This window comes from Amycolatopsis sp. NBC_01480 (genome assembly GCF_036227205.1).
In the GTDB taxonomy this organism is placed as follows: domain Bacteria; phylum Actinomycetota; class Actinomycetes; order Mycobacteriales; family Pseudonocardiaceae; genus Amycolatopsis.
Genome location: NZ_CP109442.1, coordinates 8,180,905 through 8,196,547 on the forward strand (window position 1 = coordinate 8,180,905; position 15,643 = coordinate 8,196,547).

The window sequence follows — 15,643 nt, forward strand, 5'->3', positions numbered from 1 at the left end:
TCTTGATCCCCCGGGTCCGTTTACCGAGAGGAGCACCGCCGGTGACCACCACCGACCTGCCGCGGAGCCTGCTGCCCACGTTGCCCGGCCGGTACTACACGGACCCGGCGATCTTCGCGCGCGAGCAGGAGAAGATCTTCGAGGCCGACTGGTTCTGCGCCGTGCGCTGCGCGGACCTGGCCGCGCCCGGGGCGTTCGAGACCGTCCGAATCGGACGGGAGAGCGTGATCGTCGCGCGGGCGCGCGACGGGAAGCTGGGCGCCTTCCTCAACGTCTGCCGCCACCGCGGCGCCCGGTTGTGCACCGAGGAGGCGGGCCAGGTCAAGCGGGCGTTCCAGTGCATGTACCACGCCTGGACCTACGGCCTCGACGGCAAGCTGATCGCCGCGCCCAACCTCACCGGCATGCCCGACGTCGACCGCACCGAGTACGGCCTGACCCGGGTGCACCTGCGGGAATGGCTCGGCTACGCCTGGGTCAGCCTGGCCGGGGAGCCGCCGTCCTTCGAGGGCACGGTGATGGCGGACGTCGCCGACCGGCTCGGCGGCTTGCCGGAGCTGGACGCGTACGGGATCGAGGATCTCGCGCTGGGCAAGCGCATCGAGTACGACGTGAAGGCGAACTGGAAGCAGATCATCGAGAACTTCATGGAGTGCTACCACTGCGCCACCATCCACCCGGAGCTGACCGAGGTGCTGCCGGAGTTCGCCGACGGTTACGCGGCGCAGTACTTCGTGGGCCACGGCGCCGAGTTCGGCGAGGAGGTCGCCGGGTTCACCGTGGACGGCAGCGAGGGCGTCGAGCGGCTGCCGGGCGTGGGGGAGCACCAGGACCGCCGGTACTACGCGATCACCGTCCGGCCGCAGGTGTTCGTGAACCTGGTGCCGGACCACGTGATCCTGCACCGGATGTTCCCGCTCGCCCCGGACCGCACACTCGTCCGCTGCGACTGGCTGTACCTGCCCGGGGTGGTGGAGTCCGGAGTGGACCTGAGCCGGTCCGTCGAGCTGTTCCACCGCGTCAACCAGCAGGACTTCGAGGCGTGTGAACGCTGCCAGCTCGCGATGGACTCGCGCTCGTACGCCCGCGGCGGGGTGCTGGTGCCGAGCGAGCACCACATCGGCGCGTTCCACGACTGGGTCCGCGCGCGGACCGAAGGCTAGATCAGCGCGCGGATGGCCTGTTCGAAGCCGGTCACGTGGTCGAGCGTCAGCTCCGCTGCCTTCTTCGCGTCGCCGTCGATGATGGCGGTGAGCAGGGGGGCGTGCTCGTTCACGTGGCCGGCCATGCCGCGCAGGCGCGGCAGGAAAACGCACCAGATACGGGTGGCGAGGTTGTCGTAGTGGATCAGGGTGTCCTCGAGGAACGGGTTGTGCACGCAGGCGTACACGGCCCGGTGCAGATCGAGGTCGATCCGCAGCAGGTCGGTGTTCCCGGCCGGTTGTTCGGTGTCGAGCTGCTCGCGCAACGCGGTCAGCCGCTCGCGGTCCCCGTCGGTCGCGCGCTCGGCCGCCGCCGCGGTGGCGGCCGGCTCCAGCGTGCGGCGGACCTCGGAGATGTGGGCGAGGTCGGAGATGTTGACGTCGGTGGCGAACGTGCCCCGGCGCGGGTAGGCGACGACCAGCCGCTCGGCCTCCAGCCGTTTCAGCGCTTCGCGGATCGGCGTGCGGCCCATGCCGAGTGAACCGCCCAGCCACTCCTCGTTGATCGGCTCGCCCGGCTTGATGTCGAGCATGACGAGGCGGTCGCGGACGAACAGGTATGCCTGCTCCGCCAGGGACGGCCCGGTGACCGGCATCGGTGTGTTGACCTGTGTGCGCACGCCGCCTACCCTACCGTGCAGATTGATATATCAGTAGTCGACCAGCCAGCAGGCATGGAAAGCAGGCAGGAATGACCGCGACGATCGAGGGAACGGGCGCCGGGCTCGAGCGCTCCCTGCAGGACTTCGACCCGGCCGTGGCCGCCGCGATCGGCGCCGAGCTGGGCCGCCAGCGCTCGACGCTGGAGATGATCGCCAGCGAGAACTTCGCGCCCGCGGCGGTGCTCGAGGCCCAGGGCTCGGTGCTCACCAACAAGTACGCCGAGGGATATCCCGGCCGTCGTTACTACGGCGGCTGCGAGCACGTCGACGTGCTGGAGACGCTGGCGCTGGACCGGGTCAAGGCGCTCTTCGGCGCGCAGTTCGCGAACGTGCAGCCGCATTCGGGCGCGCAGGCCAACGCCGCCGCGATGGCCGCGCTGATCAAGCCCGGTGACAAGATCCTCGGCCTCTCGCTCGCCCACGGCGGGCACCTCACCCACGGCATGCGGATCAACTTCTCCGGCCTGCTCTACGAAGTCGCCGCGTACGAAGTGTCCGAAAAGGACTTCCGGGTGGACATGGACGAGGTCGCCCGGCTGGCCCGGGAGCACCGGCCGAAGCTGGTCATCGCCGGCTGGTCGGCCTACCCGCGGCAGCTGGACTTCGCGCGGTTCCGCGAGATCGCCGACGAGGTGGGCGCGTACCTGATGGTCGACATGGCCCACTTCGCCGGGCTGGTCGCGGCCGGGCTGCACCCCTCGCCGGTGCCGCACGCGCACGTCACGACCACCACCACGCACAAGACCCTCGGCGGCCCGCGCGGCGGCGTGATCCTGACGAACGACCCGGCGCTGGCCAAGAAGGTCAACTCCGCGGTGTTCCCGGGCCAGCAGGGCGGCCCGCTGGAGCACGTGATCGCGGCCAAGGCCGTGGCGTTCAAGATGGCGGCCGAGCCCGCGTTCGCCGAGCGTCAGCAGCGCACGCTTCGCGGGGCGAAGATCCTGGCCGAGCGGCTGCTGGCCGAGGACACCGCGGCGGCGGGCATCTCGGTGCTGACCGGCGGGACCGACGTCCACCTCGTGCTCGCCGACCTGCGGGCGTCCGAACTGGACGGTAAACAGGCCGAGGACCGGCTGCACGAGGTCGGCATCACGGTCAACCGCAACGCCGTCCCGTTCGACCCGCGCCCGCCGATGGTCACCTCCGGCATCCGGATCGGCACCCCGGCGCTGGCCACCCGCGGCTTCGGCGACGACGAGTTCCGCGAGGTCGCCGACATCGTGGCCACTGCGTTGCTGCCCGATTTCACCGATGCGACAGCGGAAAAACTGCGCGACCGTGTCGCCGCACTGACCGCCCGTTTCCCGCTGTACCCCCACCTGGGAGCCGCCCGATGACCCGCACCCCCGGCGCCGACCTGCCGGAGCACCCCGACTTCCTCTGGGACAACCCGGACCCCAAGCGCGCCTACGACGTGGTCGTGGTCGGCGGCGGCGGGCACGGCCTGGCCACCGCGTACTACCTGGCGAAGGTGCACGGCATCACCAACGTGGCGGTGCTGGAGAAGGGCTGGCTCGCCGGCGGCAACATGGCCCGCAACACCACGATCATCCGCTCCAACTACCTGTGGGACGAGAGCTCCGGCATCTACGAGCACTCGCTCAAGCTGTGGGAGGGCCTCGAAGAAGACCTGGGCTACCCGATCCTGTTCAGCCAGCGCGGCGTGCTCAACCTCGCGCACAGCCTGCAGGACGTGCGCGACAGCGTGCGCCGCGTCGAGGCCAACAAACTCAACGGCATCGACGCCGAGTGGGTGGACGCCGCGCGGGTCAAGGAGATCTGCCCGATCGTGAACACCTCGCCCGACGTCCGCTACCCGGTGCTCGGCGCGACCTTCCAGCCGCGGGCCGGCATCGCCAAGCACGACTACGTGGCCTGGGGTTTCGCCCGCGCGGCCGCGGCGATGGGCGTCGACCTGATCCAGAACTGCGAGGTCACCGGGATCGAGCGGCGGGACGGGCGGGTGACGGCGGTGCAGACCAGCCGCGGCCGGATCGCCGCGGGCAAGGTCGCGCTGTGCGCCGCCGGGCACTCGTCGGTGCTGGCGAAAATGGCCGGGATCGACCTGCCGCTGTTGTCGCACCCGTTGCAGGCGCTGGTGTCGGAGCTGCTGGAGCCGGTGCACCCGACCGTGGTGATGTCGAACGCGGTGCACGTCTACGTTTCCCAGGCGCACAAGGGCGAGCTGGTGATGGGCGCGGGCATCGACAGCTACTCCGGCTACGGCCAGCGCGGCTCGTTCCACATCATCGAGGAGCAGATGGCCGCCGCGCTGGAGCTGTTCCCGGTGTTCGCGCGGGCGCACCTGCTGCGCACCTGGGCCGGCATCGTGGACGTCACGCCGGACGCGTCGCCGATCGTCGGGCTGACGCCGGTGGAGAACCTGTTCCTCAACTGCGGCTGGGGCACCGGCGGCTTCAAGGCCACGCCCGGTGTCGGCGACTGCTTCGCGCACACCGTCGCGAAGGGCAAGCCGCATCCGTACGCCGAGCCGTTCACCCTCGACCGGTTCACCACCGGCGCCCTCGTCGACGAGCACGGCGCCGCCGCCGTCGCGCATTAGGAGTCTTGATGCAACTCATCCCCTGCCCGTGGTGCGGGCCGCGTGAAGAGGCCGAGTTCCACTACGGCGGCCAGGCCCACGTCGCCTACCCGGCGGACCCGTCGGCGCTCTCGGACTCCGAATGGGCGAAGTTCGTGTTCTTCCGCGCCAACCCGAGCGGGCCGTTCGCCGAGCGGTGGAGCCACAGCGCGGGCTGCCGCCGCTGGTTCAACGCCGTCCGAGACACCCGTACCCACGACCTGCTGGCGGTCTACCGCCTCGACGAGCCCCGGCCGGTGACACCATGAACGATTTCCGACTCCCCGCGGGCGGTCACGTCGACCGCGACACGACCCTGCACTTCACCTTCGACGGCCGCGAACTCACCGGTCACCCCGGCGACACGCTCGCTTCGGCGCTGCTCGCGAATGGCGTCCACCAGATCGCCACGAGCATCCGGTACGGCCGCCCGCGCGGCATCATGGCCGCGGGCGTCGAGGACGCGAATGCCTTGGTGCAGCTGGAAGAACCGTTCCCCGAGCCGATGCTGACGGCGACCACGGTGGAGCTGTTCGACGGCCTCGTCGCGCGCGGGCTGCCGGGGCAGGGCCGCCTGGCCGCCGAGCCCGACCCGGCTCGTTACGACGCGAAGCACGTCCACTGCGATGTGCTCGTGGTCGGCGCGGGCCCGGCCGGCCTGACCGCCGCGCAGACGGCGGCGCGGGGCGGGGCGCGGGTGGTGCTCGTGGACGACCAGCCGGAGCCGGGCGGCTCGCTGCTGGGGTCCGGCGAGTACATCGGCCTCAAGCCCGCCGTCGAATGGGCGCGTGCGGTCGTAGCCGAGCTGCGGGAGACGCCGGACGTGCTGGTGCTGGAGCGCACGACCGCCTTCGGCGCCTACGACGACGGGTTCGTGCTCGCGTTGCAGCGCCGCACCGACCACCTCGGCGCGCCGCCGGCAAACGTGGCGAGGCAACGGGTCTGGCGGATCCGGGCGAAGCAGACGGTGTTCGCGACCGGCGCGCACGAGCGTCCGGTGGTCTTCGCGGACAACGACCGGCCAGGCATCCTGCTCGCCGGGGCCGCGCGCACGTACCTGCACCGCTACGGCGTGCTGCCGGGCCGCCGCGCGGTGCTGTTCACCACCGACGACAGCGCGTACGCCGCTGCCGTCGATCTGGCCGACGCCGGGGTGGAGGTCGCGCTCATCGTGGAAGCCCGGCCCGAGGCTCCGGCGGGCTGGGCCGCCGCGTGTGCCGAGCGGGGCATCGAAATCCGCACCGGCAGCGTCGTCACCGGAACCGAAGGGACGGAACGGGTATCGGCGGCGGTCCTCGCGCCGTCCGGGGCCGCGCCGTCCAAGGAAGTGGTGGCCTGTGACGTGCTGCTGGTCTCCGGTGGCTGGAACCCCGCGGTGCACTTGTTCAGCCAGGTGCGCGGGAAGCTGCGTTACGCCGCCGAGCTGGGCGCGTACGTGCCCGACGGCGAGCTGCCATCCGCCCGGGTCGCTGGCTCGGCGAACGGCACGTCGGACTTCGCGGGCTCTGTCCGGGAGGGCCGCGCGGCCGGGGCTGCCGCGTTGACGGCGGCCGGGTTCGCGCCGCCTGAAGAACTGCCGCTGCCGACATCGGACGCACGGCCGCCGGAGCTGGCGCCCGCGGTGATGTGGTTGGTCCCGGGTCCGGAGTCCGAAGTGGACACCCGGTTCGTCGACCTGCAGCGCGACGCCACGGTGTCGGACGTGCTGCGCGCGACCGGCGCCGGGCTGCGGTCGCTGGAGCACATCAAGCGCTACACCACCATCGGCACCGCGCACGACCAGGGCAAGACGTCCGGTCTGCTCGCTGCGGGGATCACCGCGGAGGCGCTCGGGCTGGACCTCGCCGAGCAGCGGCCGACCACCTACCGCCCGCCTTACACGTCGGTGGCGTTCGCGGCGCTGGCCGGGCGGCACCGCGGTGAGCTGCACGATCCCGTCCGCGTCACCGCGCTGCACGCATGGCACGTCGCGCACGGGGCCGAGTTCGAGAACGTCGGCCAGTGGAAACGGCCGTGGTACTACCCGCAGCCGGGCGAGGACCTGGAAGCGGCCGTGCTGCGTGAATGCCGCGCGGCGCGGACCGGCGTGGCCATGATGGACGGCTCCACCCTCGGCAAGATCGACGTGCAGGGCCCGGATGCCGCCGCGTTCCTGGACATGCTCTACACGAACTTGATGAGCACGCTCAAGGCAGGCCGGATCCGTTACGGCGTCATGTGCGGTGTCGACGGCATGGTGATCGACGACGGCACCGTCATCCGCGTCGCCGAGGATCGGTTCATGGTCACCACGACCACCGGCAACGCGGCGATGGTGCTGGAGTGGATGGAGGAGTGGCTCCAGACCGAGTGGCCGCACCTGCGCGTGTTCGCGACCTCGGTCACGGAGCACTGGGCGACCATCCCGCTCGTCGGGCCGCGTTCGCGGGACGTGCTCGGCACGCTCGCCCCGGGCCTGGACGTGAGCAACGAGGCGTTCGGCTTCATGACCTGGCACGACGCCGAGGTGGCCGGGATCCCCGCGCGGGTCTGCCGGATCAGCTTCTCCGGCGAGCTGGCGTACGAGGTGAATGTGCCGTCCTGGTACGGGATCGCGCTGTGGGAGTCGCTTCTGGACGCCGGCGCCGAGTACGGCATCACACCGTACGGCACCGAGACCATGCACGTGCTGCGCGCCGAGAAGGGCTACCCGATCATCGGCCAGGAGACCGACGCCACGGTCACCCCGCAAGACCTCGGGATGTCGTGGGCGGTGTCGAAGAAGAAGGCCGACTTCCTGGGCAAGCGCTCGTTCGCACGGGCGGAGAACAACCGGCCCGACCGCAAGCAACTGGTCGGCCTGCTGCCGGTGGACCCGGCGGTGCGGCTGCCCGAGGGCGCGCAGCTGATCGAAACCGCCCACGTGCCCGAGCCGCCGGTGCGGATGCTCGGCCACGTGACGTCCAGCTACCGCAGTGCCGCGCTGGAGCGGACTTTCGCGCTGGCGCTCGTGCGCTCCGGCCACGAGCGCGTCGGCGAGACGCTGTACGTGCCCGTCGGCGATCAGGTGGTGCCGGTGACCGTGACCGGATCCGTGCTCTTCGACCAGGAGGGAACCCGCCGTGACGGCTGAAATCCTGCGCCGCGCGCCGCTCGGGCCAGGCCTGCTGCCCGCGGTGCTCGGCGCCGAGGAGCGACCGTTCCTGACCCAGCTCACGCTGCGAGTGCGTGAGGGCCACGAGGCGGTGGGCGCCGTGCTCGGTGTCCCGCTGCCGTCGGAACCGTGCACTTTTGCCTCCGGGACGGGGGAGTTCGGCGCCGTCGACGTGCTGTGGCTGGGCCCGGACGAGTACCTCGTGCTCGCCGCCACCGGCGTGGCCGGGCTGGAACCGGCCGTGCGGGCCGCGATCGGGGTGGGCGCGGTGACCGACACCTCGGCGCAGCGCACCACCGTGGCGCTTTCCGGCCCGGCGGTGCGGGACGTGCTGGCCCACGGCTGCTCGATCGACCTGCACCCGAAGGCGGCGCCGGCCGGCACCTGCGTGCAGACCCTGCTCGCGCGGACCGGCGTCATCCTCCTGGTCCGCGGGGACGAGGAGTACACCGTCCTGGTCCGGCAGTCGTTCGCGTCCTACTTCGCCGCCTGGCTGGCCGACGCCGCACTGGAATACCGGGAGCTGCCATGACCCCGGCCGCCCCGTCCCTGTCCCATCCCCTCCGATGGGGCGCTTCAAGCGACCACCGGCAAACGAGACACGGAGGGCCCGCGTGACCGAGCACTTCACCCTGACCCTGCGCTGCCCGGAACGCTCGGGCATCGTGCACGCCGTCACCACGTTCCTGGTCGGCCGCGGCTGTGACATCGTGGAGCACCAGCAGTTCGACGACGACGTGCGCGGCTCGCTGTTCCTGCGCACCGCGTTCAGCTGCGACAAGTCCACTGTGGACGACCTGACCCGCGCGTTCACGCCGGTGGCCGGCGAGTTCGGCATGGAGTTCCAGTTCTCCGGCACCGAGCCGGACCGGCTGCTGGTGATGGTCTCCAAGTTCGGGCACTGCCTGAACGACCTGCTGTTCCGCTGGCGCGCGGGCAGCCTCGGCGCGGAGATCGCGCTGGTGGTGTCCAACCACGAGGACCTGCGCCCGATGGCCGAGGCGGCCGGCGTGCCGTTCGTGCACGTGCCGGTCACGCCCGGGACCAAGGCCGAGGCCGAGCAACGGCTGCTGGACCTGGTCGGCGAGCACTCGATCGACCTGGTGGTGCTGGCCCGCTACATGCAGGTCCTGTCCGACGAGCTGTGCGCGAAGCTCCAGGGCCGCGCGATCAACATCCACCACTCGTTCCTGCCCGGGTTCAAGGGCGCCAAGCCGTACCACCAGGCCTACGACCGCGGCGTCAAGTACGTCGGCGCCACCGCCCACTACGTCACCCCGGCCCTGGACGAGGGCCCGATCATCGAGCAGGAGGTGCAGCGCGTGGACCACACGCACTCGCCCCGCGCGCTGGTGACCGTCGGCCGCGACGCGGAGGCGCTGGCGCTCTCGCGCGCCGTGCGCTGGCACTGTGAGCGCCGCGTCCTGCTCAACGGCAACAGCACCGTCGTCTTCCGCTGACCCACCAAGGAGTTCTCATGACCCGTGTCGTGATCATCGGCGCCGGCATCGTGGGCGCCAACCTCGCCGACGAGCTGACCGCCCGCGGCTGGACCGACGTCACCGTGCTCGACCAGGGCCCGCTGCCGCTCACCGGCGGCTCGACCTCGCACGCACCCGGCCTGGTCTTCCAGACCAACGCGTCGAAGGCGATGACGGAGTTCGCGAGCTACACCGTCGAGAAGCTGCGCGGGCTCGAAGTGGACGGGCTGCCGTGTTTCAACCAGGTCGGCGGGATGGAGGTGGCGACCACCCCGGCGCGGTGGCAGGACCTGAAGCGCAAGCAGGGCTGGGCGACGTCTTGGGGCGTCGAGGCGCGGCTGATCGACCCGGCCGAATGCGTCGAACGGTGGCCGCTGCTCGACGGCTCGGCGGTCTTCGGTGCGCTGTACGTGCCGACGGACGGGCTGGCCAAGGCGTCCCGCGCGGTGGTCGCGCTGGCGCGGCGGGCGGAATCGCGGGGCGCGCGGTTCGTCGGCTCGACGCGGGTGACCGGCGTCCGGCAGTCGGGCGGGCGCGTCACCGGAGTCGAGACGGACCAGGGTGACTTCGCGGCGGACATCGTCGTGTCGTGCGCCGGGTTCTGGGGCCGGGAGATCGGCGCCATGGTGGGCCTGGACGTGCCGCTGCTGCCGCTCGCGCACCAGTACGCGAAGACCGGGCAGGTCGCGGAGCTGATCGGGCGCAACACCGAGGCGGGTGAGGCGAGCCTGCCGATTCTGCGCCACCAGGACCAGGATCTGTACTTCCGCGAGCACGTGGACCGGATCGGCATCGGGTCCTACGCGCACCGGCCGATGCCGGTCTCGCCGCTCGCGGCCTCGGACGAGGTGACCGAATCGTCGATGCCGTCGATGCTTCCGTTCACCGAGGAGGACTTCGCGCCGTCGTGGGAGGAGAGCCGGCTGCTGCTGCCGGCGCTGCGGCAGACCAAGGTCGAGGAGGGCTTCAACGGGATCTTCTCCTTCACCCCGGACGGCCAGTCGCTGGTGGGGGAGTCCACCGAGGTCCGCGGCTTCTGGATCGCCGAGGCGATCTGGGTGACCCACTCGGCGGGCATCGCCAAGGCCGTCGCCGAGCAGCTGGTGCACGGGCGGTCCGAGACCGACCTGCACGAGCTGGACCTGCACCGGTTCGAGGCGGTGCAGCTCGCGCCGGAGTACGTGAGCGAGACCTCGCAGCAGAACTTCGTGGAGATCTACGACGTGCTGCACCCGTTGCAGCCCAAGCTTTCGCCGCGGAACCTGCGGGTCAGCCCGTTCCACGCCCGGCAGCGCGAGCTGGGCGCGGTGTTCCTGGAGGCGGGCGGCTGGGAGCGGCCGCACTGGTTCGAGGCCAACGCGCCGCTGCTCAAGCAGCTCCCGCACGACTACCTGCCGCCCGCGCGCGACAGCTGGGCCGCGCAGTTCCACTCCCCGATCGCGGCGGCCGAGGCCTGGCACACGCGCAACGGCGTCGCACTGTATGACATGACGCCGCTGAAACGGGTCGAGGTCAGCGGGCCGGGGGCGCTGGCGTTCTTGCAGCGGCTCACGACGAACCAGCTCGACAAGTCCGTCGGCTCGGTGACGTACACGCTGATGCTCGACGAGGCGGGCGGCGTGCGCAGTGACGTCACCGTGGCGCGACTGGAGCCGGAGGTGTTCCAGGTGGGCATCAACGGCAACATCGACGTCGCGTACTTCCGCTCGCTGCTGCCCGACGACGTGCGCGTCCGCGACATCACGGGCGCTACCTGTTGCATCGGCGTGTGGGGGCCGCTCGCGCGGGATCTGGTGCAGCCACTGTCGCGAGAGGACTTCTCGCACACCGGGCTGAAGTACTTCCGCGCGCGCCAGGCGCGGATCGCCGGCGTCCCGGTGACCGCGATGCGACTGTCCTATGTGGGCGAACTCGGCTGGGAGATCTACACCGAGGCCGACAACGGGCAACGGCTGTGGGACGCGCTGTGGGCCGCCGGGCGGGAGCTGGGCGTGATCGCGGCCGGGCGGGCGGCGTTCAACAGCCTGCGGCTGGAGAAGGGCTATCGCTTGTGGGGCACGGACATGACCACGGAGCACGACCCGTACGAGGCCGGGGTCGGCTTCGCGGTCCGGCCGGCGAAGGGCGATTTTGTCGGCCGGGAAGCGATCGACGGCCGCAGCGAGGAGACAGCGTCGCGACGCCTCCGCTGCCTGACCGTGGACGACGGCCGGACGGTGGTGCTCGGAAAGGAGCCGGTATTCGTCGACGGTGCCCCGGCCGGATACGTGACAAGCGCGGCGTACGGCTACACGATCGGGCGGCCGATCGCGTATGCGTGGCTCCCGGCCGGCGTCGGTATTGGTGACGGTGTGGAGATCGAGTACTTCGGCCGCCGGGTCCCGGCGACGGTGGCGGCCGAGCCGCTCGTCGACCCCGGCATGGAGCGGATCCGGCGTTGACCCCGGCTTTCGGCGCGGAGAGGAGCGATGGCGTGCGTGACTTGATCATGAGCGACTTCCTGAAGAGCCTGGCCGTCCCGGGGACGACTCCGAGCGGTGGGGCGGTGGCGGCACTGGGGGTGGCTCAGGCTGCGGCTTTGCTGGCCCGGGCTGCCGGTGCCGACCGCGAATTACGGGCTGAGGCCGAAGTGCTGCGGATGCACGCGCTTCGGTTGGCAGAGAAGGACGCGCACGCGGTCGGTCAGTTCGCGCTTGCGGGCCTGGCCGCGGGTGCAGCGGCGCTCGCCGCCTGTTTGCCCGCGGCCGACGTGATCGCCGCGGCTGCCAAGGCCCTGACGCTGGCCGAGCGGCTGCTCCCGGCGTCCGGGCTGCTGGGTGCGGTGCTGCCAGAGCCCGGGCTGTCGGGCGCAAGGTCGTCGAACACAGGGTCGTCGGGCACAGTGCCGTCCTGGATGGTGTCGCCGGATGTCGCGGCCGTGGCGGAGATCGCGCGGTCTTCGGCGATGACCGCGCGGGTGGCGATCGAGACCCGGCTCGGTGCGGTGACCGGCGATGCGGCCATCGCGCTTCGGGCCACGGTGGCGAGCGTCGACGGGCTCGCCGAGCGGGCCACGTGGGTGACCGCCGCCGTCCGGGCCGCGAATGCCTCGGCCGAGTACGCCACGAGTGGGCTAAGTAACCAACCAGTTGGTTGACGTACCCGCCAAGCCGGGTGTCAGATGGAGGTGCGAAGGAAAACTCCATCAGGGAAGGCATCCATGCCCAAGACGTGGCTCATCACCGGCAGTTCCCGCGGCTTCGGCCGCGAGCTGGCGCAGGCGGTCCTCGAAAGCGGCGACCGCCTGGTCGCCACCGCGCGGCGGCCCGAGCAGCTCGACGACCTCGTCCGCAAGTACGGCGACAGCGTGCGCGCGGTGGCCCTCGACGTCACCGATGCGGAGGCAGCGCGGGCCGCTGTCCAGACCGCCGTGGCGGAGTTCGGCTCGCTCGACGTCGTGGTGAACAACGCCGGCTACGCCGATTCCGCGCCGATCGAAGAGATGTCCGACGAGGATTTCCGCGCGCAGATCGACGCGAACCTGTACGGCGTCGTCAACGTCACCAAGGCGGCGCTGCCGGTGCTGCGGCAGCAGCGTTCGGGGCACGTCGTGCAGTTCTCCTCGATCGGCGGGCGGGTCGGCGGCTCGCCCGGGATGGGCGCGTACCAGACCGCGAAGTTCGCCGTCGAAGGGTTCTCCGAGGTGCTGAACAACGAGGTGAAACCGTTCGGGGTCAAGGTGCTGATCGTCGAGCCGGGGCCGTTCCGCACGGATTGGGCGGGCTCGTCGATGGCGATCGCGCCGGTCGGCCCGGAGTACGAGGAGACCGTCGGCGCGATGAACCGCGGGCGCGCGGGCGCGGCGACCTGGCCCGGTGATCCGGCGCGGGCGGCGAAGATCATCCTCGACGTCGTCGCCCACCCCGAGCCGCCGCTGCGGCTGCTGCTGGGGGCCGCGGCGGTCGAGCTGGCCGCGAAGTCCTCGGCCGAGCGCGCGGCCGAGGCGCGGCAGTGGGCGGACGTCAGCCGGGCGGCGGACTTCCCGCCGGGGGAGTGAGGGGCCCGGCCGGATCCCGTTAGCATCGGGGCATGTCTCGGTGTCGAGGGCGTGCGGAATGAAGGCGTTTGTCGTGCACGGGCCCGGGGAGGCCGGGGTGGCCGAGGTCGCCGAGCCGGAGCCCGGCGTCGGCGAGGTGGTGGTCGAGGTCGAGCGGGCCGGGGTGTGCGGCACGGACGTCGAGTTCTTCACCGGCGAGATGGAGTACCTCGCCGAGGGCCACGCGCGCTACCCGATGCGGCTCGGCCACGAGTGGTGCGGCACGGTCGTGCGCGCGGGCGAAGGGGTGCACCCGGCGTGGGTCGGGCGCCGCGCGGTCGGCGACACCATGCTCGGTTGCGGCCGATGCCGTCGTTGCCGCGGCGGGCGCCAGCACACTTGCGCGGACCGTCAGGAGGTCGGCATCCGCGGCGGCCGCGCCGGAGCGCTGGCCGAACGCCTCGCGGTGCCGGTGACCTCGCTGCACGAGCTGCCGGACGGGATCGACGGACCGCTCGGCGCGCTGGTCGAGCCGGGCGGCAACGCGGTACGCGCCGCGCGGGCCGCCGCCGGCGAACGGGTCCTGGTCCTCGGCCCGGGCACGATCGGGCTGCTGACAGCGCTGTTCGCGCGCGCGGCCGGCGCCGAGGTCCACCTGGTCGGGACCACGCCTTCGTCGCTGGAATTCGCGCGGTCCCTGGGTTTCCCGGCCACGGCGGACCTGCCGGAGCCACCGTTCGACGCGGTGGTGGACGCCACGAACGACCCGTCATCCCCGGCGCGGGGCCTGGAACTGGTGGAGCCGGGCGGCCGCTTGGTCTGCATCGGCCTGGCCGGAACCCCGAGCCGGATGGACGCCCGGTCGCTGGTGTTCAAGGACGTGACCGCGATCGGGATCCTCAGCGCGTCCCCGGGCCTGGCCGACGCCGTCGACGCCTACGCCCGCGGCGACGTCGACCCGCGCCCCCTCGTGGCAGCGACGGTCGGCCTGGACGGTGTGGCCGCCGTACTCGCGGGCGAGCGCCCAGCCGGCGCCTTGGCGGGTCCGAAGATCCTGGTCGATCCCCAGCGGTTGTGAAGGTCCGGTCCGTGGGCGCGGGTCGGGGTCCGCGCCCACGGACCGGGGGTCAGGCGAGGTACTCCGCGGCAGCGCGCAGGCTCACGTACGAGCCGCTGAACGTGTCGATCCGATCCCCAGCGCCGAAATCCGTTCCAGGGACACCGGTCTCGACCCGGATGTAGTCCACATCGGACAGTTCGCCGAGAAACGCCAGCACCTCAGGATGACGGTGCGCCTCGCGAGTCACCACGACGACGGACCCGGCTTCACGAGCAGCCGAACGCACCGCCGCGGCATCGTCCGGGCCGACGTTCAGCACGCGGGTCCCCGGCACCAGCTCGGCCAAGTGCGGGCCGAGCCCCCACGGCATCGGCCCGGCCGCGATGGTCGGGTCCGTCCGGACGTCGACCACCAGCGGCACCCCGGACAACCGCGGCGAGCCCTGGATCCGCAGTGCGGCGCGCGCCGCCTCCAGCCCCAGGGTGCGGTCCACCGGACGGATCGACGCCGGCGCCGGCGACGTGCCCAGCGAAGCAGTCCGGGCCGCAGCATCGGCGAGCCGTTCCAGAGGGAGCGTGCCGTCGGCGACCGCGGCGACGATGGTCGCCGTGATGCGGTCGAGGGTTTCGGCGTCGAAGGCCGCGCCGCCGATGCACAGGGCGTCGGCGCCGGCGGCGAGGGAGCGGACGGCCGCCGTGCCGAGGCCGTCGTGCCGGCCGTAGGCGCCGGAGACCGCGCCCATTTCCAGCGCGTCGGTGATCACCGCGCCGGTGAAGCCCAGCTCGCCGCGCAGCACGTCGGTCAGGGCCACGTGGTTGAGCGTCGCCGGCTCGTCGCCCCACGCCCGCACCACCAGGTGGCCGGACATGATCGCGCGCACGCCGGCGCCGATCGCCGCGGCGAAGGGGACCAGCTCGATCTCCCGCAGTTCCTCGACGGTCCGGGGGAGCACGGGCAGCGCCACGTGCGAATCCTCCGTCGCCGCGCCGTGCCCGGGGAAGTGCTTCGCGCACGCCGCGACGCCGTACTTCTGCAGCCCCGTCACATAAGCCGCCACGTGCGGCGACGCCTTGGCCGGGTCCGAACCGAACGCCCGGACGCCGATGATCGGGTCCTGCGCCGCCAGCGTCAGGTCCGCACACGGCGCCAGGTTCACCGTGACGCCGCAAGCGGCCAGCCGCTCGCCGAGGGCCGCCGCGACGGCCGTGGTCAGCTCCGGGTCGTCGGCCGCGCCGAGGGCGAGCGGGCCGGGCACGAACGACCCGGTGGCGACGTCGAGCCGCGTGACGTCGCCGCCCTCCTCGTCGATCCCGACCACCACGTCGTCCCGCTCGGCGCGCAGGGCCGCGGTCAGCGCCGCCACCTGCTCGTCGTCGACCACGTTGCGGCCGAACAGGACCACGCCGCCCAGGCCCTCGCCCAGGCGCCGCCGCAGCCAGTCCGGCGCGGTCGTGCCCGCGAAACCGGGCAGCAGCACGGCTTCCGCGAGCCTTCGAAGATCAGCCAAGG

At 72.0% G+C, this 15,643-nt stretch carries 13 protein-coding genes; 11 read left to right on the forward strand and 2 right to left on the reverse strand.

The genetic code is table 11. The features are described from left to right. Nucleotides 1–41: 41 nt before the first annotated feature. Nucleotides 42–1,163 (forward strand): aromatic ring-hydroxylating oxygenase subunit alpha, encoded by a 1,122-nt coding sequence (locus OG371_RS38515; RefSeq protein ID WP_329061137.1) that lies wholly within the window; start codon nt 42–44, stop codon nt 1,161–1,163. Here the strand turns inward: OG371_RS38515 and OG371_RS38520 are convergent. After that, the gene (locus tag OG371_RS38520; protein ID WP_329073382.1) at nt 1,160–1,798 is read right to left on the reverse strand and encodes a GntR family transcriptional regulator; all 639 of its coding nucleotides are present in this window, start codon (nt 1,796–1,798) and stop codon (nt 1,160–1,162) included. The genes OG371_RS38515 and OG371_RS38520 overlap by 4 nt on opposite strands. 95 nt (nt 1,799–1,893) lie before the next feature. Between OG371_RS38520 and glyA the strand changes: the two genes are divergently transcribed. From glyA to OG371_RS38570, 10 genes are all read left to right on the forward strand, one after another. Then, nucleotides 1,894–3,201, forward strand: coding sequence for a serine hydroxymethyltransferase (gene glyA / locus OG371_RS38525; protein WP_329061139.1), 1,308 nt, complete (start codon nt 1,894–1,896; stop codon nt 3,199–3,201). Beyond that, entirely contained in the window at nt 3,198–4,427 is a 1,230-nt protein-coding gene (locus OG371_RS38530; protein ID WP_329061141.1) for a sarcosine oxidase subunit beta family protein, read from the forward strand. The genes glyA and OG371_RS38530 overlap by 4 nt, the downstream gene beginning before the upstream one ends. Before the next feature lie 8 nt (nt 4,428–4,435). Then, entirely contained in the window at nt 4,436–4,714 is a 279-nt protein-coding gene (locus OG371_RS38535; RefSeq protein WP_329061143.1) for a sarcosine oxidase subunit delta, read from the forward strand. Then, nucleotides 4,711–7,557: a 2Fe-2S iron-sulfur cluster-binding protein gene (locus OG371_RS38540; protein ID WP_329061145.1), complete on the forward strand. Its 2,847-nt coding sequence runs from the start codon at nt 4,711–4,713 to the stop codon at nt 7,555–7,557. The genes OG371_RS38535 and OG371_RS38540 overlap by 4 nt, the downstream gene beginning before the upstream one ends. Next, nucleotides 7,547–8,110: a sarcosine oxidase subunit gamma gene (locus OG371_RS38545; protein ID WP_329061147.1), complete on the forward strand. Its 564-nt coding sequence runs from the start codon at nt 7,547–7,549 to the stop codon at nt 8,108–8,110. The genes OG371_RS38540 and OG371_RS38545 overlap by 11 nt, the downstream gene beginning before the upstream one ends. 34 nt (nt 8,111–8,144) lie before the next feature. Then, on the forward strand, nt 8,145–9,038 hold the full coding sequence (purU, locus tag OG371_RS38550; protein ID WP_329061149.1) for a formyltetrahydrofolate deformylase: 894 nt from the start codon (nt 8,145–8,147) through the stop codon (nt 9,036–9,038). A gap of 17 nt (nt 9,039–9,055) precedes the next feature. Further along, nucleotides 9,056–11,500, forward strand: coding sequence for a GcvT family protein (locus tag OG371_RS38555; protein ID WP_329061151.1), 2,445 nt, complete (start codon nt 9,056–9,058; stop codon nt 11,498–11,500). A 32-nt stretch (nt 11,501–11,532) separates the two neighbouring features. Beyond that, nucleotides 11,533–12,195: a hypothetical protein gene (locus OG371_RS38560; RefSeq protein WP_329061153.1), complete on the forward strand. Its 663-nt coding sequence runs from the start codon at nt 11,533–11,535 to the stop codon at nt 12,193–12,195. A gap of 63 nt (nt 12,196–12,258) precedes the next feature. Further along, nucleotides 12,259–13,095: an oxidoreductase gene (locus tag OG371_RS38565; protein ID WP_329061155.1), complete on the forward strand. Its 837-nt coding sequence runs from the start codon at nt 12,259–12,261 to the stop codon at nt 13,093–13,095. A gap of 58 nt (nt 13,096–13,153) precedes the next feature. Continuing rightward, entirely contained in the window at nt 13,154–14,152 is a 999-nt protein-coding gene (locus OG371_RS38570; protein WP_329061158.1) for a zinc-dependent alcohol dehydrogenase, read from the forward strand. 49 nt (nt 14,153–14,201) lie between these two features. Here OG371_RS38570 and OG371_RS38575 read toward each other — a convergent pair whose 3' ends face one another. Continuing rightward, the gene (locus tag OG371_RS38575) at nt 14,202–15,641 is read right to left on the reverse strand and encodes a glycoside hydrolase family 3 protein (protein WP_329061160.1); all 1,440 of its coding nucleotides are present in this window, start codon (nt 15,639–15,641) and stop codon (nt 14,202–14,204) included. Between the last annotated feature and the right edge of the window lie 2 nt (nt 15,642–15,643).